The sequence below is a fragment of the Bifidobacterium actinocoloniiforme DSM 22766 genome (assembly GCF_001263395.1).
Lineage (GTDB): Bacteria > Actinomycetota > Actinomycetes > Actinomycetales > Bifidobacteriaceae > Bombiscardovia > Bombiscardovia actinocoloniiformis.
Genome location: NZ_CP011786.1, coordinates 11,580 through 34,094 on the forward strand (window position 1 = coordinate 11,580; position 22,515 = coordinate 34,094).

The window sequence follows — 22,515 nt, forward strand, 5'->3', positions numbered from 1 at the left end:
TGCGTCTGACTAGAGGGCGTTGTAGGCTTAGATTAGTTCGGTTTGCTGGGATAGCTACGAACATTCATAGGCGGTTCATCCGCCAACTTCTTGAAGTCGCATGCTGGGATTCTGGGTTGTGCGGCGGTAGGAAAGGCAATATTACAGTGGCAACGAGCCAAGATATTCATACCATGAAGCTGCCTGAGCTCAGAGAACTTGCCAAGCAGCTGGGTCTGCGCGGCATCTCTGGCATGCGGAAGAACGCGCTGATCGACACGATTGAGGCGGCGCGCTCCGGTGGCGAGCCCCCCGCAGGCGTATCCGTCCGACCCGTGGCCAAGGCTTCGGCTTCCAAGACCGAGTCCGAACGGTCCGCTGAGAACGGGCCCCTTCCTCCGACCGAGAGCGCGGCGCAGACGACGACGGTGTCGGATGCCAAGCTGGACGCTGACGAAGTTCGAGGGCGTGAGCCCCAGGGCTCAGCCAAGGGCCAGGTGGGCGATTTGTTCGACGCTCTGGGAATCGACGAGGGCGTTGGCCGCCGGTCACGCGCTGACCGCGCCGAGCGTTCCGACCGCGCGGAGCACACGGTGGCCGATGACGAATCGGTCATCATCAACCGCCGCCGTCACCGTTCCGGGGACTCCCACACCCGTGGCCGGGGCCGCGACGAGCGCGACGACCGCAGTCGCGAGCGCGACAGGGGCAGCCGCGACCACAGCAAGGTGCGCGATCTGGATGACATCCTGGCCGCCTTGCCTGCGCGAGAGAATCGGCCCACCCGCAATAAGCGGAACCGTGACGAGCATGAACGCGACTACCGGCACAACAGTTATGACCGCCATGACCACGAGGGGCGCGCTGACCGCTCCGGCCGTGATGACCGTCGGGGCCGCAAGGACCGCCGTTCCAACCGCGACTATGAGGCTCGTGAGAGCCGGGATGACTTCAGGAACGAGGACTTGGTGCCCGTGGCGGGCATCGTCGACGTGCTGGATTCGTACGCCTTCATCCGCACTTCCGGCTACCTGCCCGGCCCCAACGACGTGTATGTATCGATAGGCCAGGTCAAGAAATACGGCCTGCGCAAGGGCGACGCCGTCCAAGGCACCACTCGGCCTCCCCGCGAGGGCGAGCGGCGCAACCAGCGGCAGAAGTTCATGCCCCTGCAGTCCATTGAGACGGTCAACGGCATGAGCGTGGAAGAAGCGATCGAACGCCCCCACTTCAACAAGCTCACCCCCCTCTACCCGCAGGAGCGCATGCGGATGGAGACGACCTCCAACCAAATCACCGGCCGTCTGATCGACATCGTGGCCCCGATCGGCAAGGGCCAGCGCGGACTGATCGTCTCCCCGCCCAAGGCTGGCAAGACGATCACCTTGCAGAATATCGCCAATGCGATCGCCAAGAACAACCCGGAGGTCCACCTGATGGTGGTCCTGGTGGACGAGCGTCCCGAGGAAGTCACCGACATGGAGCGCACGGTCCAGGGCGAGGTCATCTCCTCCACCTTCGACCGTCCCGCCGCCGACCACACGACCGTGGCTGAGCTGGCCATCGAGCGCGCTAAGCGCCTGGTGGAGCTGGGCCAGGACGTGGTGGTCCTGCTGGATTCGATGACCCGTCTGGCCCGCGCTTACAACATCGCGGCACCCGCCTCGGGTCACATCCTCTCCGGCGGCGTGGACGCCCAGGCGCTCTACCCGCCCAAGCGCTTCTTCGGCGCCGCCCGCAACATCGAGAACGGCGGCTCCCTGACAATCATCTCCTCGGCGTTGGTGGAGACCGGCTCCAAGATGGACGAGGTCATCTTCGAGGAGTTCAAGGGTACCGGCAACATGGAGCTGCGTCTGTCCCGCGAGCTGGCCGACAAGCGCATGTTCCCCGCCATCGACATCAACGCCTCCGGCACCCGCCGCGAGGAACTGATCACCGCGCCCGACGAATTGGCTGTGGTCTACCGCCTCCGTCGCCTCCTGGGCGGCATGGAGATCGAGCAGGCCTACCAGACTCTGGTCCCACGCTTGAAGAAGACCCCGACCAACCGGGACTTCCTCGGTGCCATCACCCAGACCATGCTGGGGCAGCAGAAGTAAGCTGAACGCCGCGACTTCGCGGCTGAGGTTTTGAGGGGAGGGGCCGAGACGCTGATGCGTTTCGGCCCCTCCTCGGTATGCGCAGGCCGCTCCAGCCGCCGGACCGGCGGCTGGAGCGGTAGGATCAATCAGTCGAATTCGATGACTTGGCGTAAGGCCTGGCCTCGGTCCAGCTCATCCATCGCTTCGTTAATGTCGTCCAACCGGATATGGTTACTGATGAGTTTCTCGACCGGCAGCTTGCCGTCCAACCACAATTGGGCGTAACGGGGGATGTCGTTGGCAGGCACGGCCGAACCGAGGTAGCTGCCGATGATGGTGTGCGCTTCGCCAGTGATTACGCTGGAGGGCAGGCTGACCCGCGTCGTCGGCTTAGGGAAGCCTACGGTGATGGTCTTGCCGCCCATCGCCGTCAAGTCGAACGCCTGGTCCAGCACCCCGGGCGCGCCGGCGGCCTCAATCACGATCGGTGCCTTGACGCCCTTGTTGATCGCTTCCTCGACCGTATACACGTCGGTGGCGCCCATGCTCAGGGCATCGTCGAATTTGGCCTTGTTGATATCCACGCCAATTACGCGCCCACGACCCAAAGCCGCGGCGGTCAGGATGGCGCTCATGCCGACCCCGCCCAGGCCCAGCACCATCACATCCTGCGCATCCTGGGGGTCGCCGGCGTTCAAAACCGCCCCGCCTCCGGTGAGCACATCGCAGCCCAGAACGGCCGCTATGGCCTTAGGGAGCTCTGCGGGGACCGGAACGACCGACCGGCGGTCCACTACGGCGTAGGTGGCGAATCCAGACACGCCCAAGTGATGGTAAACGGGTTCCTCACCCCTGTGCAGGCGGATGCCACCGTTCATCAGGGTGCCGGCCTGGTTGGCTTCAGACCCGGGAATGCAGGGCAGGCGGCCGCCGGTCAGGCAGTTGGCGCACTTGCCGCAGCGGGGCAGGAAGGCGAGGGTGACGTGCTGGCCGACCGACAGACCTTCCACACCGGGCCCCAGCTCCTGGATGATGCCCGTGTTCTCATGGCCCAGCAGCATCGGTGTGGGGCGTGGTCTGGAGCCGTTCACGACCGAAAGATCCGAATGGCAGATGCCGGATGCCGTGACCTTGACCAGCACTTCGTCGCGCTGGGGGCGTCCAGCTCAAGTTGTTCGACCGTCAACGGACGTGACTGAGCATATGGCTTAGGCGCTTCCATGGCGTTGAGCACGGCGCCGGTGACTTCCATGTGACTGCTCTCTTTCCTGCTGTTGTATCTTGTGCCGCCTGTGAGTGGATGACGTCCTGTTGTTCCCCCGCTGAAGCGCTTTCCCCGCCGCGCTCTCCGTCAGTACCCACTTCACAAAATAGTGCAAGGCGCGGCTTAGGGGAGGTGGGGGATGGCTTGCCGCCAGTGCTTAGGAAAAGTTCAGGTCCCCATCTGGCGTAGAGCCAAATGGGGACCTGACTGATCGGAATTCGAGGTTCAGTAGCCGGTCACTGCTTGCGTGGCTTCTTGGCTGGAGGTTCGCCCAGCTCGCTCTGCGCCACTTGCACGGCTGAGGTGGACTCGCCCTCGCCGTTTTCGGCGCCGGTTGCCCCCTTGCTCAGGGAGGCGTCCTCGACCGCTTCAATCGGCCCGGTCATTCGGCCTGCTTGGGCGATGTCGTCCAGGGCCGCCTTGACCGCTTCCAAGCCCTCAGGCGCTACGGCCAGTTTGGCGGAGAGGATCGGGGTCTTCATCGACACCTTGGCCTCGGACTTGATCTTGCGCAGCTCGGCTAGGGCGTCGCCCGCCCAGGTCAGGAGGTCGGGGGAGACGCCGGCAGCGGCGGCCCGGTAGGCTTCAGCGGTGGGCCAGGAGGCCCTGTGAACCGAACCAGACCCCTCGTGCATCCACTGCCAGACCTCTTCCGTGGCGAAGGGCAGGAAGGGCGCGAAGAGACGGGCGAAGGCGTCCAGGGCCAGGCCCAGCGTGGTCCGGGCTGAGCGGACGTCGGCCTCGTCAGGCTCCACGCCCTGATCGTCCGGCTTGCCATAAGCGCGGTTCTTGGCCAGCTCGATATAGTCGTCGCAGAAATTCCAGAAGAAGGACTCGATTACTTCCAAGGCCTTGGAGTGCTCGTAGGCTTCCAGAGACTGGGTGGCCTCATCGACCACTTGCGCCAAGCGGGCCATCACGGCCCTATCCAGGGCTACGGTCACATCTGCCGGGTCCCAGGAGGCTTGGGCGGGCTGCCCTACGTGATGGTTCTCGTCTTCTCGGCCAATCGAAAGCGCGAACTTGCTGGCATTGAGCAGCTTGATGGCCAGGCGGCGGCCAATCTTCATCTGCCCCTCGTCGTAGGTGGCGTCCAGGCCTAGCCGGGCGCAGGAGGCCCAGTAGCGCACCGCATCGGCTCCGTACTGCTTAATCGGCTGGTCGGGAACGACCACGTTGCCCTTGGACTTGGACATCTTTTTGTGGTCCGGGTCCAGAATCCACCCCGAAAGCGTGGCGTGCTTCCAGGGCAGGCAGCCGTTCTCCAAGTGAGCACGGTCCACCGAGGAGAAAAGCCAGGTGCGGATGATGTCCTGGCCCTGGGGGCGCAGGTCCATCGGGAAGGTGGCCTTGAAGAGGTCCTGGCTGGCTTGGTCCGGTTCGGCCCAATGGGTGACGATCTGCGGGGTCAGCGAGGAGGTGGCCCAGGTGTCCATGATGTCCTTCTCGGCTGTGAAACCGCCGGGTTGGTCACGCTGGGATTCGTCGAAGCCTTCGGGCGCGTCGATCGAAGGGTCAATCGGCAGCCGGTCCTCGGCCGGGGTGATTGGGTGGGCGAAGTCGGTTTCCCCGTCCTCTCCGACCGGATACCACAGGGGGAAGGGGACGCCGAAGAAGCGCTGGCGGGAGATTAGCCAGTCCCCGTTGAGCCCGCTCACCCAGTTGTCATAGCGCACCCGCATGAACCCGGGGTGGAAATTCAGCTCCTTGCCGCGCTCGATCAGCTCAGCGTTCAGCTTGGCGTCGGTGCCCCCATTCTTCAAGTACCACTGGCGGGAGGTGACGATCTCCAGGGGCTTGTCGCCCTTTTCGTAGAAGTTGGTCATGCGCTTGGTGAGCTTGGGCTCCCCGTCCAAGTCGCCTGACTCCCGCAAGGCGTCAACGATCATCTTGCGGGCCGTGAACGTGGTCTTGCCTTCGATCGACTTGAAGAGCGCCCGACCGTCCTGGTCCTCGATCCAGTCCGGCGTGAACATGATGATGCGCCCATTGCGTTGGATGATTGAACGGGTGGGCAGCTTCAAGTCCCGCCACCATTCGACATCGGTCACATCGCCGAAGGTGCAGCACATGGCGATGCCGGCGCCCTTGTCCATTTCAGCCGCCGGATGGGCCAGGATTGGCACCTCCACCTTGAACAAGGGGGAGTAGACCTTCTGGCCGAAGTAGGGTTGGTAGCGCTTGTCGTCGGGGTGGGCGATCAGGGCTCCGCAGGCCGCAAGCAGCTCCGGGCGCGTGGTCTCGATGTATATAGGGGTGCCATCGGCGAAGCGGAAGGCCACGCGGTGGTAGAAACCGTCGTACTCGCGGCTCTCCAGCTCGGCTTGGGCCACGGCCGTCTGGAAGGTCACGTCCCACAGGCCCGGAGCCTCCTGCTGGTAGGCCTCGCCGCGCTTAAGATTGCGCAGGAAGGCCTTCTGCGCCACTCGACGAGGTCGTTCGCCGATTGTGTGGTAGGTCTGCGACCAGTCGACCGACAGGCCCAAGGAGCGCCAGAGCCGTTCGAAGAGCTGCTCGTCCTCGGCCGAGAGCCGTTCGCACAGTTCGATGAAGTTCCGCCGTGAGATGGGCACCTGGTCCTTGGCTTGGATCTTCTTGCCCTCGGTGCCCTCGAAGGGCGGCTTGAAGTCGGGGTCGTACTTGAGCGAGGTGTCCACGCGCACGCCGTAATAGTTTTGCACCCGGCGCTCGGTGGGCAGGCCGTTGTCGTCCCAGCCCATCGGGTAGAACACGTCGAAGCCGCGCATACGCTTGAAACGGGCGATGACGTCGGTGTGCGTGTAGGAGAAGACATGCCCCACGTGCAAGTGTCCGGAGACCGTGGGGGGCGGGGTGTCGATCGAGTAGACCGACTCGCGGTCGCGGCTTTCGCCGAACTTATAGGTGCCGGCCTGTTCCCAGCGCTCGCTCCACTTATCTTCCAACCCATCCACACCCACCCGGTCGGGCAGGGGGGTCAGCTTAGCTTCTACGGTTCCTTGGCGTTTTGACATAGGCCCAGTTTATGGGCGAACGCTGACAAGCGCGCGTCCGCATCCGCAATGTGGTCGAATGTGCCTGTGCCCAGTCGGCAGTAGGGTTCGGTGCCTATGGAAGCCCTGCTCCCTTGGGGGCGCTCAGCCGCGGTCAATCCGCCAGGCGGCCAGGCGGTCGTCGCTCATGTTCTCGTTCAAGCCTTTGAGCCGGAAGGCCCGCACATTCACCGGGGTCTTGGCGGTAAGCCAGTCGCTGGGCGACTTGTCAGCCAGCGACCGGGCGTACTGCTTGAGCCGGGAGGCGTAGTCCTGCTCGGAGGACGCTCCAGTCGCCAGGCGGAAGAGCTGCTGGCACTCGGGGTCGTCGAAGAGCATGGTGGAGTTCGGGTCGGCGAACTGGGATATGTCGTCGTTCGACATAGTCAGCAGGGTCAGCTCGTAGTCGCGCTTGGTCATAACCTGGTCTTGGAAGGCGGCTTGGTCCAGCATGGTCACCTCTGCAGGGATGCCCGCTTCAGCCAGTTGGTCCTTGACCTGCTGTCCCACCTGCCCGCCCAGACTCTGCTCGTAGACCAGACGAAGGCGGCCGTGGTAGAAGGAGGGGTTGAAGTAGCCGGCCAGGGAGCGGGCCTTGGCCGCGTCGTGCTGGAATGGGGCGTAGCCCGCGTCGTAACCGGCGGAGAGGTCGTTGACCGGCCCGTTCAACGCCTTGGCTGTGCCGTTGGAGCCCGCCGCGATGGCCGGCCGGTCCACCCCATAGCGCACGGCCTCCTTGAAGCGCTGGTCGGAGAGGATGGATGTCTGGGAATCATTGAAAGCCAGGACCAGATTGCTCTGGCTGACCCCGGTGGAGGTTGCGAAGCCCTTGAGGCCCTTGGCCGTGCCCGCCTCCTGCGGGCTGAGATCCACGGCGGCGTCGAGCTTACCGTCCGCCACCTGCTGGGCCTGGCCGCTGGAGCCCTCCTTGTACGACAGGATCACGGTGCCAATCGCCGCCTTGTGGGGGCCATTGTAGGTCTTGCTGCGGCTCAAGGTGAGCTCCTGGCCGTTCTGGTAATCCTCCACCGCGTAGGGGCCCGATCCGGCCGACTGGCTGGCGTAGTTGACCCGGGCGCCGCGGTTGTAGACGATTCCGGCGCGGCTTGCCAGGATGCGGGGCAGGCGGGCGTCGGGGCTCTTGAGCTCCACCCGCAGCTCGTCGGAGGAGGGGTTGGTCACCTGGGCCAGGTTGTTCAGGCTCTGCCACCCCACGTACTTGTTCGCCAGGATCTGCTGGAGGGACCAGAGGGCCGCGTCGGAGTCCAGGGCGGAGCCGTCCTCGAACTCCTCGCCGGCGCGCAGGTGGAAGGTGTAGGTCAGGCCGTCCGCCGAGACCCGCCAGTGGTCAGCCACGCCCGGCTCGGGCTTGCCCTGGTCGTCCAGGCCCACCAAGGTCTGGTAGACGTTGCCCAGGAGGGCCTGCTCCACGCCCTGGCCAGGCTCGGTGCGGATGTCCAAGGACCCGGGCGCTTGGCGGGCTCCGATGCGCACCGTCCCTCCTTGTTCGGCCACCGTCCGTCTCTCCCAGCGGTTCACGAGGGGCCAGATGAGTGCGGCCACAAGGCTCAGGGCTACGAGGGTGATGAGGAAGGTCAGGCCTGGCTTGAGTCTCTTGTGCTGTTCCTGCGTCATACTCCTGATTCTAACGGGCCGGGCCCCCGGGTCCGGTGAGGCGCTACGGCTTCAGCCCTGGTCGACCCGACGTCCCTGGTGGAAGCGGGGCACTTGGTCGGACTCGACTGGCGCACCCAGGAAGAGCTCCGCGGAGGGGCAGGAGGCGGCCAGGGGGCAGTTGGCGCAGTCGGGTTTGCGGGAGTGGCAGGTGACTCGTCCGTGGAAGATGAGCCGGTGGGAGAGGTTGGTCCAGTCCTCGGGCGGGAAGCACTCGCAGATTTCGCGCTCGATCCTGACTGGGTCCGGATGGGTGGAGCGCCAGTCCTCCCGCCAGCGCAGGCGGGCCGTGACGCGGGTCACGTGGGTGTCCACTGGGAAGCCGGGGATGCCGAACGCGTTGCCTAGCACCACGTTTGCGGTCTTGCGGCCCACGCCAGGCAGTTTGACCAGCTCGTCCATGGCCGCCGGCACCTGGCCTTGGTAGTCGTCCACCAGCATCTGGGACAGGCCGATCAGGTGGACGGCTTTGGCGTGGTAAAAACCGACGGGATGGATGATGGCTTCCACCTCGCCCAGGTCTGCTCCGGCCAGGGCCTTGGCGTCGGGAAAGCGTCGGAAAAGTTCTGGAGTGACCGTATTGACCCGCTTGTCGGTGGTTTGGGCGCTCAGGACCGTGGCTACCAGGAGCTCGAAGGCGTCACGGTGGTCCAGGGCGCAGACCGCGTCGGGGAACTCCTCGCATAGGATCTCATACTCTTGGTGCATTCGCTGGATTCGGGAGCGCTTGCCCTCCCGCCAGCTGCCGGGATGTTTCGCTGCCGTCGCCGCTGCTGCCATGCGTTTCACACCGTCTTTCCGCCCCCGTGCCCACTGTTAGCGTGAGGGTGCTTGCTTCGCGACGCCTTGTGGGTCTGCCGGTCCGGGGGCGTCGTGTCCTGCGTCGGCTCCTGGCCTCCCTTGGGCGTTTGGCGCCCGCTGCCATCTTTGCCCGGCTCCTGCCCGTCAGTATCGGCGGGGTCGAACCGGTAGCCCACATTGCGCACTGTGCCGATCAGATGCTCGTACTCACCGCCCAACTTGGCGCGCAAGCGGCGGATGTGCACGTCCACGGTGCGGGTGCCGCCGTAATAGTCATACCCCCATACCTCTTGGAGGAGCTGGGCGCGGGTGAAGACCCGACCCGGATGCTGCACCAAGTATTTGAGCAGCTCGAACTCCTTGTAGGCCAGGTCAATCGGCTGGCCGCGCAGGCGGGCCGTGTAGCCGTCCGTGTCCACCAGCAGGTCGCCGGCGCGGATTTGCCCTTCCTCAGGCTCCGGTTCCGCTTGGCTGGCGGCAGGGATGGGAGCGGAGGGATGGGAGCGCCTGCCCCCTTCGATGACCAGTCGCAGACGCGCTTCCACTTCGGCTGGGGACGCGGTGCGCACCACGATGTCCGTCAGCCCCCAGTCCCGGTTGACGACGGTGAAACCGCCTTCGCTCAGTACCAGGATGACCGGCGTGCCCAGGCCTGAGGCTCTCATCAGGCTGCACAGGGTCTTGGCGGAGGCCAGGTCGTCGCAGGCGTCAACGAAGAGTATGGTGTCCTCCGGCATTTTGACCAGGGAGTCGGCATCCAGCGGAAGCACGCGGACGCGATAGGAAAGCAAAGCCAAGGCGGGCAGCACAGTAGCGGGGTCCTTAGCAAAGGTCATCAGCGTCAAATCCGTCACGGCCTTACCCTCCTCCCGCCTTGCGTGCGGCCCTCTTCAGGGTGTGGGACTCATTGTACAGTCGGGTATGTCGAAGTGGTTCGATTACGAAGGCCGACAGCCAAAAGTGGGGAAGGCAGGGTAGATTAGTCTTGTCGGTTCGGGATACGCCGGCCCCGGCTTTGGAAGGCAATGGCTGGGGATTGAACTTCGTGGAGGCTTATAACGATGGGCGGTAAAGGCGGAAAGCACGCGCGCGTAGGCACAGGGCCCACGAGCGGGGGTGATTCCCGTAAGCGCTCCCCCCGGCGGCGCGGCCATCACGCTGCGCTCAAGCCTGGCATTCCACTGACCCAAGCCCTGCTTTTGCTCGTGCTCCTGCTGCCTTCGGTTCTGGCCCGCTCCCCGTTCGGCTCCGAGTCGCTGATCTCGGTCGCTAATTTGCTCTGCCTAGGTGTGGCAGTGATCTGCCTTTCCGCCTATTCCCTTGCCCGAGGCGGGGCCGATAGCCTGTTCGACAGCCTCTTTCCCTTCATCCTGGGAGCGGCCTCATTGATTGGCGCCTGCTATTGGAACATGATCGCTGTGGTCAGCGGGAGCGAAGGTTTGGATGCGCAGTGGGCCGTGTTGGACAAGTGGGTGGACCTGGCTTGCCTGCTGTTGATTCTCCTGGTGGTTCTCGCTTTCGGTCGGCAGATGCTCCGTTTGAACCGTACGGAGGTGATTCGTGGCCTGTCGGCCAACGTTATCAGCGGTCTGACCTGCATTTGCGTGCCTGGCTGGATTTTCCTGCCTTCGCTGATGTCCCACCTATCGGTGGACCTGCCCGCTGGACTGGGCGATCGGAAGGCCTTGCTCTGCTCGCTGGCCGTGCTGGTCGCCCTGGTCCTGGCCGTCGGCTTGTGCGCCGCCTCCTGGGGCTGGTGGGTTGACCTGGGGGCCAGGAGGCGGCGCGAGGCCCAGTCCTGGCTGGCTATCGCGTTGATTCCGATGATGCTGGCCGGGGGGCTGGTGGTCGTCGCCCTCTACACCGTTCACCTGTTGGGCTAGGCCCGGTACGCACAGCCTCCCCGGCCCTGGTCCGGGTTGCTGGTACTGATTACCGGCCGGAGTAGGTGACCACGTCGAGCTTCTGGTCCTGGTATTTGGCGAGGAAGACGTCGCTGACCCTCTTGACGCCTTGCTCCTTGAGCTTGCCCTCCAGCCATTCTTCGTCGCGGTCCATCAGCTCCAGCACGTCCGGGTTGGTCCTGCCGTCCACGATGACTGGGTAGCGCACATCCTTATCGCCCTTGTGCAGAATCGTCAGGGAGCCGTTCTGCTCAACGATCGCCCGCTGCACGTCGTGGATGTCGGAGACCCCGCCGGTGCGCAGCTTGAAGTCCACTTCCTTGGCGGTCAGGTGGACTTTCAAGCAGTTTTTGACCAGGAGCTGGCCGTCTTTGACGATTGTGACCGGCTCGCCGTCTATGTACTTGCCGACCGCGTGGATGTGGGTCTTGGCGTAGCGGGTGATGAGGATCAGCGAGGCCCAAATCAGCAGGATCACGATGTACTGGGCCATTGTGATCGTGCTGCTGTAAATCACGCCGCCGATAATGCCGCCCAGCACGTAGTTCTGCAACTGGTCGGTCGGTGAGGTCGGAGCCAGGTTGCCTTTGCCGGTCACGTTGATCAGCAGGGTGATGAAGAGCAGGCCGATAATCAGCTTGGCCGCCACCTCGATATAGAAGTTGATGTCCACGGCTACTCCCCTTTCACTGTGATGTCAGGCTCGTAAAGGTTGGCTTTGACCAACAGGAATTCCGAGCCGGAGCCGTTAAAGACCAGCGAGTAGTAGCCCTTGGGGGTTTTAACCAGCATATTGTTGTTGCGCGAGGTGTCGTTGATGGCTACTGAATGCGGGTCCACCCCCAGTTTCTTCGCGGATTTCTCGATGACCACCGTCAATTGCCCGCTCTGCACGCTGGCTGTGCGCAAGTTGGTGAAATCCGAGTACTGGATCGCGACCGCCAGCAGCAGGAGGGTGCCCAATATGATCGAGAGGTCCTTGTACTTCATGTCCCACTTATTGCGGGTGTACTTGACCATAAAGACTAAAAAGGCCAAGGCCAGCAAGGCGATCACCACGATCTTGGCGATCGCCCAGTTGGTCTGGCCCCCCTTTAAGTAGTCATAGGTATAGAAGGTCATGTGCTGTTCGCCGTCCTTAAAGGCTGAATACGCCTACAGGGCAATTGTAGGACGGCCCTACCCCCAGATTGCCCCCAGGGGCCAGCGTTCGCGTTCGCCGCGGCTGTGAGCGCTCACGACAGGTAGCGCTTGAAAAGCTCCTTGTACAAGTGGGTGAAGTCCAGGTACATAGCCTTGGAAACCCACTCGTTGTCTTGGTGCTGGGTACCTGAGCCGGGACCGAACATCAGGTAGTCGAAGCCAATCGGCTGGTCGATCAGGAACTTGGAGCCGTCGGTGCCGCCTGAGACGCCCAAGGTCACCAGGTCGGTCTTGGAGAAGGGGGCGCCTACCGCCTTGGACAGGGCACGGGCCTTGCGCTCGCCCTCCTCGGTCCATTCGACTTTGGCCATGTAGGGCTTGGCCACTTCCTGGGCCAGCTTGATCAGTTTGGAGTCCACGTTGCCGATGATCGGCACGATGTCCATGTCCACATCCATGCTCACGTGCGCCTGGCTGGAGGCGTTGAAGGAGTCGATGACTTCATTGATGGTCTTGAGGATGACCTCGTTGTCGAACTCGGGAATCGTGCGGATGTTAATCTCCGCCTCGGCGTTGGCGGGGATGGCGTTGACCTGGTTGCCGCCGCGAATCGTGTCGATGTTGAAGACCGTGCCGCCTAGCACGTCGTTGTTGGCGGATGCGCTGGCCTGCGCCATGCGCTCCTTGATTTGGTCCAGGACTTGCAGCAGGGCCTCGACCGCGTTGACGCCCAGGGCGGGGATGGAGCTGTGGGCCGCCCTCCCCTGCGCCTTGATGGTCAGGTCCAGCTCTCCCTTGTTGGCGTAGACGGCCAAGTAGCCCGAGGGCTCGCCGATCAAAAGGGCGTCCACGCCCTTCATGTAGCCCTTGCGTTGGAGGATTTCCGCCCCCTCTTGGCCGACTTCCTCGCCGGAGGTGACCAAAAACTTGAGTGTGCCTTTGAGCGGAGCGTCTTCGCGCTTGAGCTCGATCATCGAGATGATCATGGCCGCCAGGCCGCTCTTCATGTCGGTGGCGCCGCGCCCGTAAAGGCTGTCTCCGTCATCGGCCTGGGTCAGGACGAAGGGGTCGGTCTTCCAGTTGCCCCGATCCACGTCGACTACATCCATGTGGCCGGAGATCGCCAGGACCGGATGACCCGAGCCGATGGAGGCCACCAGGTCGGCGCGATCCTCGCCGGTCGGCACAATCTCGGATTCGATGCCCTCCTTGGCGAGCAGGGACTTGATGAATTCCGCCACCGGCAGCTCATGCCCGTTCACGGATTGGAAGGCCACCAGCTTGCGCAGCAGCTCTAACTTCTCTTCGTTTGTCATCGAATGCTCCTTCTGCGTTTCCGCTTTAGGGGGTCGACCCCCGTGCTCGATCCCGTCCTGCTCCCACTCTATAGCTTTTCGTGCGCTTGCACGGGTTTGTTCGCGCATGTGGTCGAATGTTGAGCGTCCAGATACGCCGCCGCCGGCGGGGCGAGGGTTCGGGCTTGGCGCCCATACCCCGTCCCTCCGGCGGCGGTTGCGGTTCCTCCGAAGGCCTCAGCCCTGGTCGGCCAAGCGCTTGCGGGCCGCGACGATCTCCTTGTCGGCGGCCTCGGCGTTGGTCCAGAAATCACCGGGCATGACTTCCTTGCCGGGCTCCAGGGCCTTGTACTGCTCGAAGAAGTGCTTGATCTCGGCCTTGTGGAAGTCGGACACGTCGTCGATGTCCTTGATGTCGTCGAAACGCACGTCGGCGGGCACGCACAAGACCTTGTCGTCGCCGCCGGCCTCGTCCACCATGTGGTACAGGCCCACGGCGCGGCACTCCACCACGCAGCCGGGGAAGACGGAGTTGGGAATCATCACCAGGGCGTCCAGCGGGTCGCCGTCCTCGCCCAGCGTGCCCTCGATATAGCCGTAATCGTCCGGGTAGCCCATAGAGGTGAACAGGGTGCGGTCCAGCTTGATGCGGCCGGACTCGTGGTCCACCTCGTACTTGTTGCGCGAACCGCGCGGAATCTCCACCAACACGTCGAACGTCTCTGCCATAGCCTGTCTCCTTACTCCTGGGATTTGCGCCTCGCAAACCCGCCGACACTCACCGCTTACTCTACCCAGGCGCTTACCCAAGGCCGCCGGCTCGGACTTATCCACAAGCGGCGACTGGCGGCCACATTCGACCACAAGCCTGCAGCGGTTCGACGCGGATGGGCGCGGCTGTCAGACTTATCCCCATGCCTGGGCGCGCGGCTTAGGTGGGAAAGGGCTGGGTGTGTTTTGATAGAGCAAGAGCAGTGTCGGATATCAGCGTATCCACGGACGGAAAGGCACGGACATGGACGAGGACGGAAGGGGAGCCGAAGCGGCCGAAGGGCGGCGGTGGTCCCGGGGACGGATGATGGCGCTCGCTGGCGCGATTGTGGTCGTGGCCCTCCTGCTGGCGGCCGGGCTGGGCTGGTGGTCGCGCGACCAGTGGCGGCGGGCCCTGGCGGACTGCCAACAGGCGGCGGCGGGCTTATCTGAACAGGCCAAGGCCAGAGAGCCAGGGCTGGTGGTCCAGGCGCGCGCGGTTCAGGAGGGGCAGGTGACCAATCGCGAGACGCTGACCGCCTTGCAGGCAGCGGTCAAAGGGCTTGAACCGGTCAAACCGGAAGCCTGCCAGGTTTCGCAGGGTGTGGCCGGGCTCCGCTCAGCCAGTGAGCGGATGCGGGATCAGATGAATCGGCGCCAGTGGGCCAGCGTGCGGGTCCAACGGGCTGCGAAGGCGGTGTTGGCTTCGCGGGATGCGAAGAGTTTGGCGGACGCTAAGGCCGCGTTGAAAGCGAAGCAGGACGAGGGTTCGGCGCGTTTGGCGCAGACCGACGGGCAGGTGGCCGATGACGCCACCCGTGAGCGGCTGCTGCAGGCGTTGGACGCGGCGGGCAAGGTCTCCTCCTCGAAGCCGTCCGACTACCAGCAGGCGCAGGCCGCCATCCAGGCCGCGCTCGACCAGGTCAACGCCAGCGCGCAGGCGAAGGCCGAGGCGGACGCTCAGGCCGCGCAAGCGGCTCAGGCGGCGCCGGCTCAGGCCGTCCAGCAGTCGGCCCCGGTCCAACGGTCGGCCCCCTCCTACAGCGGGGGTGGGTCTTCCTACCGGCCTTCCGTTAATCGCGGCGGCGGCTGGTCCGCGCCAGCACCGGCAGCGCCCGCCGCGCCACAAGGCGGAGGGGTTAGCGCTGATGTGAACAACTGGATGCATCACATGGGTAATCCTGTGTGCCAGAAGGGTCAGGCTTGTGGTATTGGCTGATTGATTAAGAATGTGCCAGCGGGGCTGATTGCTTGGTAGGTCGTCGCCCCGCTGGCTGGGTTGGACGAGCACGTGTGCCCGTCCCCTTCATGGTAAGGGAAAGCATATGAAGAAACTGGGGTTATTGAGGAATCCCGGCAGGGTGAGGAAGGGCGTGGCCGTCGTTTCGGCGGTGGCGGCCCTGGCCGCGTTGCCCGCTGGGGTGGCGTTCGCCGGTGGCGGCGGCGGCAAGTCCGACGGCAACGGCGGCGGCGAGATGGCCGCGCAGGTCAGTTGGGCGTATCAGGATAGTAATGATGGCGCGTTCGGGTCGGCCGGGGATCTGGGCAGCGTGTACCGGGCGTTCGGCCAGATGGGCGTGACCATGCTGCCCGGCGGCGTCGGCCACGCGCAGCAGGCGTTGAGCGAGGCTAACGCGAACTGCCTCGCGCGCTTCAACGAGGCCCATCCCGACCAGCTCAATCAGGGCCAGTGCCGCGTGGTGGGCGTGGGCGTCATGACCGGCAGCAACAAGCAATTCAGCGGCGAAGTCCACCACCTGAAATCCGATTGGCTGCAAAGCTGGGCATCTATGGTGCAAGGGCGCGTCTACAGCAACCACGGTGTCCAGTATTCGACTGCCGATCCTTTCTTTGATCAGCCTGGTACTTCGGTGAATTCGTTGGTTGATGGGTATACGGGTGATTCGGTGAGTACGGTGGTGATCGCGTTGAACCAGTATGAGCCGAAGCCTGCGGATGTGCCGCCGGCGCCGCCGGCGAAGACGGTGGAGCGTGGCACGAGCGCGGATTCGATGGTCAACCATACGGTGATCGCGTCGGGCACGGGCGTCAACGGCAAGCAGTTCGTGTTCAGGGACGCGATCGCGGCGAACGGGCAGCGGTACACGGTCAACAACCAGAGGGTCGTGGACGCGACGACGGGCGAGGACCTCTCCGGGCGGTTCGCGTTCAACACGGCGAACGGGTCCACGCCGGCCGGGGACACCGCGACGGCGACCTGGAAGGGCGGGAGCATCCCCGACAACCATACGTGGCGGTACGAGCTGGACGTGACGGTGCATGGGCCGGAGACCAGCGGCGTCAGGGATGACGGCTCGGTGTACTGGAAGGGCTTCTCCACGGAGGCGGACCAGCGCACGCCCCCGGGCGAGTTCCCGACCTGGAAGCCGGACCCGGACAAGTCCTGGGTCTTCCAGGACCCGGCCAGCGGCAGGTGGCGGGCCGTGATCGACCCGTCCAAGTCGAATACGACCGGGGCGGATGGTCACACGTTCCTGGACGGGGACCAGGTGGGCGCCGTGGTCAACGGCACCGTGGACCCGAACCTGATCGAGGCTCCCCGCGCGTTCAAGCTGGCGGATGATTGGGGCGCGGCCTCGTACCTGGTGGGCCAGGCCGGGGGCGTGGGCGCGGTCCGGGTGTACGAGGCCGACGCCGAGGCCGGGCCTGACGGGCATTACCGGCGGTCCAGCGTGGCCGACATCATCAACCAGGGCCGGGACGTGACCGCCCAGTTCGACATCACGATGAGCGCTTCCGGCGCCGTGGCGTCCGCGAAGCCATCCTATTTGGCCAAGCTTAAGGGCATGGGCCGGCCGTTGCAGGTGACCTTGTTCACGCCGTTCGGGGTGAATTTCGCGCATGGCAAGGGCGCGGAGCAGGTGCGCAAGGACCATGGCAAGCGGCCCGGCGACGAGCTCACCTTCTGCTCGCCCTCGGCGGGCCAGTTGACCAGGGGCTTCGTGCCTACCGGAGACAAGGCTGACACTGCCGGGCCTGGGCCTATACGTCCTACGCAACCCGATCCGGGCGACGCCGGCCCATCGCCGGAGTTCATCAACAAGGGTTCGGAGACGGTCAACGATCAGGAGGCGCCGACCAACGAGCCCAGGATCTGCGGGTACGTGCCCCCGGTGAAGAAGGACGTGGTCTCGGAGTCAAGCCAGGGCGGCGACCAGTCCAGCGTGGACGGCAAGGTCGTCTTCCCCGGGCAGAAACTGGAGTACCGTTTGCAGACCGAGCCGCAGCTGCCGGCCGACCTGGCCTACCAGCCGACGCAGGTGGCGGTGACCGATGCGTACAGCCGGTACCTGGACGTGGACAAGCAGACCTTGGAGATCACCGACCTGACGACCGGCGGGTTCGTGCCCAAGAGCCAGTACGCGAGCCAGTGGGATGACGCCGCCCATGCCGTGCGCCTGGTCTTCTCAGACGCTTATGTGCGCGCTAACTGGAGGCCGGGCCTTCATCCGCGCATCATCGTGCGTTTCGAGGGGACCGTTGATAAGAGCGCGCCGGCCGATACCAAGGTGGATAACCAGTGGGGGTTGACCTTGAACAATTCGCTCACCCCGAGCAACAAGGTCGTCAACCTGCCACCGGACCCCAAGCCCGACAAACAGGTGACCCAAAAGGATCCCTCGGTCATCATCGACGGCAGAACCGCTTTGCTGGGCGACAAACTCTACTATCGGGTGGGAATCGATGCCCGTGGCCTTGACCAGGCGGCCTACCGGGTGCAGCGATTGGGCGTGATCGATGACTATGACCAGGAGCACTTGAAGGTGGACGAGGCGGGCATCCAAGTTTTGGATGACTCGGGTGCCGACGTGACCGCCAAGCTCAACATCCAAGTCAAGGACGGCATTGTCTACGCGTTCTTCAGGACGGTGGACACTCTGGTGCCCGCTACCGGTGAGACCATTAAAGGCGATCCGCAGCCCGGGGACCTCAAGGCGTACGCCGGCCGCAAGCTGGACCCGGTCAAGGATCCCGGCATTGATCAGCGGGTCTTGGGTCACAGCTACCAGCTGGTCCTGCCGGTCACCGTCATCAGCGTCAAGGACGGCTACACGGTCAGCAACACGGCCAAGCAGGTCTCCAACGACCGCCAGGACGTGACCAATACGGTCTCCAACCCCTTAAAGCCGGTCAATCCGGTCAAAGATGTGGTGGTCACGGTAGGTGGGGGCAGCATCGACCACCAGAAGGTATACTTCAACAGCCAGTTCCTCTACCGGTTGGATTCCAGTGTGCTGCCGGCCCATCGGGCGTATCCCAAGCTGACGGATTGGTCCATCGTCGACAAGTACGACAAGGACCACGACAAGCCCACCGGGCAGTGGTCCGTCTACGCCAACCGGGATTTGAAGGCGGCGGACGGGAGCCTGCTGGCCAAGCGCGGTCAGCGGATCGCGGGCAAGGGCTTTGACGCTAAAGCGTTCGGCGGCGGGTTGTTCGACTTCGAGGATACAGGCAGCCAGCTGACCATAACGGCCAGCAAGCGGTACTTGGAGCTGGCTTCGCGCGACGTGGAGGAGCAAGCCTGGTCAGCTTACGTGCAGTTCACTCGCTACAAGGCCTCCGAATCGGTCAAGAACTGGTTCACTGAGACCCTGAACGGCGTTCAACGCCCCTCCAACGAGGTGGAGACGAAGACCCCCGACCTGGTGCCGGCCATCTCGGTTGAGAAGTTCGACCAGGCCAGCGGCCCTGCGGCGGGTGACAGGAACGACCCCCAGGAGGCCTTGGAGGACGCCAAGGACGGGACGGTCATCGTCTTCCGCATCACTAACACAGGTCAGCTGCCGCTGACGGGTTTGGCCCTGCATGATCAGACGGTCCTCGGCTCGGGGACTGTGGAAGGCTTCGAATATCCAGAGGGCTTCGATCAGCTGGTCCTCAAACCAGGCGACCATGTGGACGTGACCGGCAGGCTCAAGGGTGTCAAGGATGGTGACAGGCACACCGATAGGGCTCTCGCCAGCGGCAAACCGGTCGTGGACTGCCCGGTTTTGGACGACGACCCCTGGGACGATAAGCCTGGCACCCAGAAGCAGGGCGGCTGCGGGGGAGCGGACGTGGTCTCCCAGCCGGACGACTGGAACGGGCTGAGGCCGGCGACACTGGCGCTGACCGGTTCCAACGTGCTGGTCCTCTTCTGCTTGGGTCTGTCCCTGTTCGGCGCCAGTCTGCCCCCCCTGGCCTTTGCCAGGAGGAGACGCCATCGCTCAACCGAAGCCCACCATGCCAGCGCTTGAGCCATGCGGAAGGGTCTGGGGCCGGTGCTGATTTCGCCGCCGACCCCAGACCCTGATGTCAGCCTATCTATCGAGCGGTTAGGCCGTGCTCGTCAGTCTTGGGGGAGCCTTGTTCTCGGAGCGCCTACGATCCTAGAGAGGAGGGCGCCAATCAGGTCAAAGGACCCGAGTGTCACAAGACCTTCCTTCCTGGTACCTGCGGTGTGGAAGAGGGCATCGAACCAAAGGCGGACGAGAAGACCTTTGCTGCTGCCGCGTTTATGCCCCCCCCCCTAAAAAAGCGTATGAGGGCCCTAGGCCCTCTGGTCTTGGATTGCTCCAACCGCATTTCCCAAGAGCTCGGTTACAGTGGCGCGTGATGGTTGGATGGCGCCAATTGCGCTGGCGAATCCTCTGGCTCTGTGGGCTCAGAAGCGGGAGTCCTCGGCCTGCCAGACCCAGCCGGGGAGGCTTTGGGTAACGACCCACAAGGCCATGCTGCAGCTTGTATCCACTTTCCCGTTCCGGCTCTGCTCGACCGCCCCTAGCAGGACCTTGGGCCGGGCCTTGCTCATGGCTTCCTCGATGTCGCCCAGCCACCAGTCCAAGAGCAGCAGCTCCTCCCGGTAGCGGCCCCGCAGTTCCTGGCTCACGCTGGACGAGGGCAGGCGCTCCACCAGCGGGCGGAGCAGTTTCCTGGCCTTGATGGCCCTGCTGCCGGGAATCTCCCAGCCGTAAATCATGTCCACTATCAGCAGCCGGTATTGGTCAAGAATCCGCTCGTGCTGCTCTTGCTTGCCGTAGAGCTCGCCCAGGTAACCCGGGTGCATCAGGTCGATCATCAGGCTACAGAGGAAGAGCAGCCCCTCCTGCTGGTCGGTGAGCACCTCGACGATGGGCTCTACGAGATTACGGTACTGGATTAAGTCTTCGATCCGGTAGAAGTCCGCGTAGCCTAGCAGGTCGGTCCAGGCCTTGCAGGCGGCCGCGCGGCTCTCGTCGTCGAGGATGCGCGCGCCGAATTTCCAAGTCTTACGCAGGCAGTAGTCGAATTCCGTATCCATGCTGTGGAGCACTTGGACCACATGGTCGGCCAGCTCGCGCTCGTCGTCCTCTCCCACGAATTCGCCCAGATTGTATGTTTTCGAGCCGAAAATCTGCGCTTGAGTGCATACCAGGTGGCCGTTCGACTCCCTGACCCGCACCAGGTGGTCGGGGTTGGCCTTGCTGTACACCGTGGGGCCGAATTCGCACAGGTACTCGGGGTGGGTCTGCTTAAAGACCCTGACGAACTCAGCTATAGAAGCCATCTCATCCCCTCCATTCCGCCCCTGCACGAGCGAATCCGCGTCAGCCTTGCCCTAGGCGTCCGTGCTCTATAGGCTAGCCGCCCCTCCTTCCATTCGCGGATCGCGCCAGGCTGGTCATCCGCAGGACCGGTGATGCGTCTGCGGGCTTATTGGCGCACCGAGCGCGTCCTTGGAATCCTTCTCCGCGTTCGCTCAAGGGCATTTCCTCGCCAGGGCTCAGGCTTCAGCATCCCTCTTCACGAAGCGTCGGCAGAACTTCAGCAGGAGGCGGATTGCCTCATGCTGAGCCTCGCTGGAGGATGGGCTGGTGATCAGATAGGCGGGAACCGTCAGGGGCGGGTCAATCGGTGCCGACCATATCCCCTGGTAGTCGTGCTGGGACTCGTAATCCTCGTAAATCGGCACCCAGGCAGGCTTGTCGTAGATGGACATCTGCACGAAGGCGGCTTCGACCGTGCTGAAGGTGAAAGCGCGCGGTAAGAGTTTCGGCTCGATTTGGAAGGCGTGCGCGACCAGGTCCACCAGCATGGGGTTCTCCTGGCGGGTGGTCAGGGCCATGGGAGTATGGCGCAGAGACTCCAGGGGTATGCGGGAAGCTCCGAATGACTCATGCGCCCTGTTCACGGCCGCCACTAGGTAATCCTCGCAAATCAGCTCGGAGTTGCTCATGGCTCCGGCCCTGCGACCACGCAGAATCGCCGCGTTCACCTGGCCGCTTTCCAGCAGGGAGACCCTTTGGGCGGGTTTGGCTTCCACTATCTCCAGTTGCACCTTTTTGGCCCGGAGGGCGTTGGCGACCTTGGTGACGCGCTCCGTCATGCCCTTGCCGATGGTCAGGGAGATGGTGATGAGGCCGCTGGATTCCCCTGGGAGCTCACCTCCCGGCGCAGCCGACCCACGTCACGCATGACGACCGAGGCGAGGTCGACGGCGGTCCTCCCTTCGGAGGTAAGGCGCACCGCACGGTGGGACCTGTCGAAGAGCTTCACTCCCAGCTCGCGTTCAAGTCTGCCGATTTGCTCGCTGACCACCGATTGCGGCAGGAAAAGGGCCTCGGCGGCCCTGCTGAAATTCTCTTCCCGGGCGGCCGTGAGGAAAATTTCCAACTGCCTGATTTCCAAGTGCTCCCCGCCCCCTCAACACGAATGAACAGCTATCGTATTCTACGATAGTTCCCTTCGCGCTTTGGCCCTTGCTGCCAGTATCGGTCTGAGAAATGATTGACTCCGTAAACCGGGAAACCGGAAAATGCAATGATTAGGAAATCAAATGTCGAACATGGTAATTCTCGGATCAGGCAACGTCGGCACCGCCATTGGCAAGGGCCTGCGGGACGCTGGCCATGCGGTCGCCTCAGTCAATACCTCCACCAGCGTCGAGGATGTCGTGCAGGCTATTCGACAGGCGGACTTCGTCTTCCTCGCCGTTCCCTTGGCGGCCGCCCTGTCCCTGCAGCAAGCCTGGGTCGACGCCCTGGACGGCAAGACGGTCGTCGACATGACCAACCCCCTTACCCCCGACTTCGCGAACCTCACCGTTGGGTTCGGCGATTCCGCCGGCGAGCAGGTCGCCAGGGCCCTGCCGAAGGCGAAGGTCGTCAAGGCGCTCAACGCTGTGCTGGCCCCCAACCATGACCTGACCGCTTTCGGCAAGGACCAGATGTTCGTCCCGGTCGCCGGGGAGGAGGCCAGCGCCGGTACGGTCGTGGACCTGCTCCGCTCAGTCGGGTTCGACGCCCAATACGTCGGCGACATCACCTGCTCCCGCTACATCGAGCCCGTGGCCGAGGTGCTGATTCGCCTGGCGTACATGCAGGGCCAGGGCACTGGCATCGCTCTGAAACTCATGCGCGCGTAACCCCTTCTTGTTGGAATCCCTGCGTAGGCGAGACGGGTCGCCTGACTGCCGGCGCGGCCCTCGACGGGCTTAAGCGGTCGAGGGCCGCGCCGCGCGTCGGCTGCCCGGGCGGCCCGACGCCAAGGGGAGGGATTGAAGGGGGCCCGCAACGTCCCCTTCGCAAGCCGCGTTGCAGCTACGCGTGGCCCACGCGAATGGGCAGT

General features: G+C 64.0%; 17 protein-coding genes. 5 read left to right on the top strand and 12 right to left on the bottom strand.

Annotated features, from left to right (window positions below; all coding sequences use genetic code 11):
* The first annotated feature begins 146 nt into the window (after nt 1-146).
* Entirely contained in the window at nt 147-2,081 is a 1,935-nt protein-coding gene (gene rho / locus AB656_RS00045) for a transcription termination factor Rho (protein ID WP_033504865.1), read from the top strand.
* A gap of 128 nt (nt 2,082-2,209) precedes the next feature.
* On the opposite strand, the gene AB656_RS00050 is transcribed toward rho, so the two are convergent.
* The 5 genes from AB656_RS00050 to AB656_RS00070 all read right to left on the bottom strand — a co-directional run bounded on the left by AB656_RS00050 (nt 2,210) and on the right by AB656_RS00070 (nt 9,649).
* A complete protein-coding gene (locus tag AB656_RS00050; protein ID WP_201777329.1) occupies nt 2,210-3,205 on the bottom strand; it encodes an alcohol dehydrogenase catalytic domain-containing protein in 996 nt (331 codons plus the stop codon).
* Between the two features lie 358 nt (nt 3,206-3,563).
* Nucleotides 3,564-6,320, bottom strand: coding sequence for a valine--tRNA ligase (gene valS, locus AB656_RS00055; protein ID WP_033504864.1), 2,757 nt, complete (start codon nt 6,318-6,320; stop codon nt 3,564-3,566).
* Nucleotides 6,321-6,443: 123 nt separating this feature from the next.
* Nucleotides 6,444-7,973 carry an ABC transporter substrate-binding protein gene (locus tag AB656_RS00060; RefSeq protein WP_033504863.1) on the bottom strand — a complete coding sequence of 510 codons (1,530 nt, stop codon included), beginning with the start codon at nt 7,971-7,973 and terminating at the stop codon, nt 6,444-6,446.
* A 51-nt stretch (nt 7,974-8,024) separates the two neighbouring features.
* Nucleotides 8,025-8,720 (bottom strand): endonuclease III, encoded by a 696-nt coding sequence (gene nth / locus AB656_RS00065; RefSeq protein ID WP_081925025.1) that lies wholly within the window; start codon nt 8,718-8,720, stop codon nt 8,025-8,027.
* Nucleotides 8,721-8,797: 77 nt separating this feature from the next.
* Nucleotides 8,798-9,649 carry a winged helix-turn-helix transcriptional regulator gene (locus AB656_RS00070; RefSeq protein ID WP_081925024.1) on the bottom strand — a complete coding sequence of 284 codons (852 nt, stop codon included), beginning with the start codon at nt 9,647-9,649 and terminating at the stop codon, nt 8,798-8,800.
* Nucleotides 9,650-9,874: 225 nt separating this feature from the next.
* On the opposite strand from AB656_RS00070, the gene AB656_RS00075 reads away from it, so the two are divergent.
* Nucleotides 9,875-10,696, top strand: coding sequence for a hypothetical protein (locus AB656_RS00075; protein ID WP_051905524.1), 822 nt, complete (start codon nt 9,875-9,877; stop codon nt 10,694-10,696).
* Nucleotides 10,697-10,745: 49 nt separating this feature from the next.
* Here the strand turns inward: AB656_RS00075 and AB656_RS00080 are convergent, their stop codons facing one another.
* The 4 genes from AB656_RS00080 to AB656_RS00095 form a co-directional block, all read right to left on the bottom strand.
* Nucleotides 10,746-11,390 carry a DUF421 domain-containing protein gene (locus AB656_RS00080; protein WP_201777330.1) on the bottom strand — a complete coding sequence of 215 codons (645 nt, stop codon included), beginning with the start codon at nt 11,388-11,390 and terminating at the stop codon, nt 10,746-10,748.
* Between the two features lie 2 nt (nt 11,391-11,392).
* Nucleotides 11,393-11,839 carry a DUF3290 domain-containing protein gene (locus AB656_RS00085; protein WP_033504862.1) on the bottom strand — a complete coding sequence of 149 codons (447 nt, stop codon included), beginning with the start codon at nt 11,837-11,839 and terminating at the stop codon, nt 11,393-11,395.
* A 113-nt stretch (nt 11,840-11,952) separates the two neighbouring features.
* A complete protein-coding gene (locus tag AB656_RS00090; protein ID WP_033504861.1) occupies nt 11,953-13,176 on the bottom strand; it encodes an ArgE/DapE family deacylase in 1,224 nt (407 codons plus the stop codon).
* Between the two features lie 216 nt (nt 13,177-13,392).
* Nucleotides 13,393-13,884: an inorganic diphosphatase gene (locus AB656_RS00095; protein WP_033504860.1), complete on the bottom strand. Its 492-nt coding sequence runs from the start codon at nt 13,882-13,884 to the stop codon at nt 13,393-13,395.
* A gap of 286 nt (nt 13,885-14,170) precedes the next feature.
* Here AB656_RS00095 and AB656_RS00100 point away from each other — a divergent pair, with 286 nt between their 5' ends.
* The gene (locus tag AB656_RS00100; RefSeq protein WP_051905523.1) at nt 14,171-15,124 is read left to right on the top strand and encodes a hypothetical protein; all 954 of its coding nucleotides are present in this window, start codon (nt 14,171-14,173) and stop codon (nt 15,122-15,124) included.
* Nucleotides 15,125-15,230: 106 nt separating this feature from the next.
* Nucleotides 15,231-19,166 (top strand): LPXTG cell wall anchor domain-containing protein, encoded by a 3,936-nt coding sequence (locus tag AB656_RS00105; RefSeq protein ID WP_051905522.1) that lies wholly within the window; start codon nt 15,231-15,233, stop codon nt 19,164-19,166.
* 407 nt (nt 19,167-19,573) lie between these two features.
* Here the strand turns inward: AB656_RS00105 and AB656_RS00110 are convergent, their stop codons facing one another.
* The 3 genes from AB656_RS00110 to AB656_RS00120 all read right to left on the bottom strand — a co-directional run bounded on the left by AB656_RS00110 (nt 19,574) and on the right by AB656_RS00120 (nt 21,576).
* Entirely contained in the window at nt 19,574-20,455 is an 882-nt protein-coding gene (locus AB656_RS00110) for a hypothetical protein (RefSeq protein WP_033504859.1), read from the bottom strand.
* Nucleotides 20,456-20,671: 216 nt separating this feature from the next.
* Entirely contained in the window at nt 20,672-21,274 is a 603-nt protein-coding gene (locus AB656_RS00115) for a LysR substrate-binding domain-containing protein (RefSeq protein WP_033504858.1), read from the bottom strand.
* 14 nt (nt 21,275-21,288) lie between these two features.
* On the bottom strand, nt 21,289-21,576 hold the full coding sequence (locus AB656_RS00120) for a LysR family transcriptional regulator (protein ID WP_033504857.1): 288 nt from the start codon (nt 21,574-21,576) through the stop codon (nt 21,289-21,291).
* A gap of 148 nt (nt 21,577-21,724) precedes the next feature.
* Between AB656_RS00120 and AB656_RS00125 the strand changes: the two genes are divergently transcribed.
* A complete protein-coding gene (locus tag AB656_RS00125; RefSeq protein ID WP_033504856.1) occupies nt 21,725-22,312 on the top strand; it encodes an NADPH-dependent F420 reductase in 588 nt (195 codons plus the stop codon).
* Nucleotides 22,313-22,515: the final 203 nt, after the last annotated feature.

Excerpts from the sequence above, each read along its gene's own strand:
- AB656_RS00100 (WP_051905523.1), top strand. The coding sequence starts at position 14,171 with ATGGACGAGGACGGAAGGGGAGCCGAAGCGGCCGAAGGGCGGCGGTGG.
- AB656_RS00095 (WP_033504860.1), bottom strand. The coding sequence starts at position 13,884 with ATGGCAGAGACGTTCGACGTGTTGGTGGAGATTCCGCGCGGTTCGCGC.
- AB656_RS00075 (WP_051905524.1), top strand. The coding sequence starts at position 9,875 with ATGGGCGGTAAAGGCGGAAAGCACGCGCGCGTAGGCACAGGGCCCACG.
- AB656_RS00110 (WP_033504859.1), bottom strand. The coding sequence starts at position 20,455 with ATGGCTTCTATAGCTGAGTTCGTCAGGGTCTTTAAGCAGACCCACCCC.
- AB656_RS00070 (WP_081925024.1), bottom strand. The coding sequence starts at position 9,649 with ATGACCTTTGCTAAGGACCCCGCTACTGTGCTGCCCGCCTTGGCTTTG.
- AB656_RS00060 (WP_033504863.1), bottom strand. The coding sequence starts at position 7,973 with ATGACGCAGGAACAGCACAAGAGACTCAAGCCAGGCCTGACCTTCCTC.
- AB656_RS00085 (WP_033504862.1), bottom strand. The coding sequence starts at position 11,839 with ATGACCTTCTATACCTATGACTACTTAAAGGGGGGCCAGACCAACTGG.
- AB656_RS00125 (WP_033504856.1), top strand. The coding sequence starts at position 21,725 with ATGTCGAACATGGTAATTCTCGGATCAGGCAACGTCGGCACCGCCATT.
- AB656_RS00115 (WP_033504858.1), bottom strand. The coding sequence starts at position 21,274 with ATGACGGAGCGCGTCACCAAGGTCGCCAACGCCCTCCGGGCCAAAAAG.
- AB656_RS00105 (WP_051905522.1), top strand. The coding sequence starts at position 15,231 with ATGAAGAAACTGGGGTTATTGAGGAATCCCGGCAGGGTGAGGAAGGGC.
- nth (WP_081925025.1), bottom strand. The coding sequence starts at position 8,720 with ATGCACCAAGAGTATGAGATCCTATGCGAGGAGTTCCCCGACGCGGTC.
- AB656_RS00090 (WP_033504861.1), bottom strand. The coding sequence starts at position 13,176 with ATGACAAACGAAGAGAAGTTAGAGCTGCTGCGCAAGCTGGTGGCCTTC.
- valS (WP_033504864.1), bottom strand. The coding sequence starts at position 6,320 with ATGTCAAAACGCCAAGGAACCGTAGAAGCTAAGCTGACCCCCCTGCCC.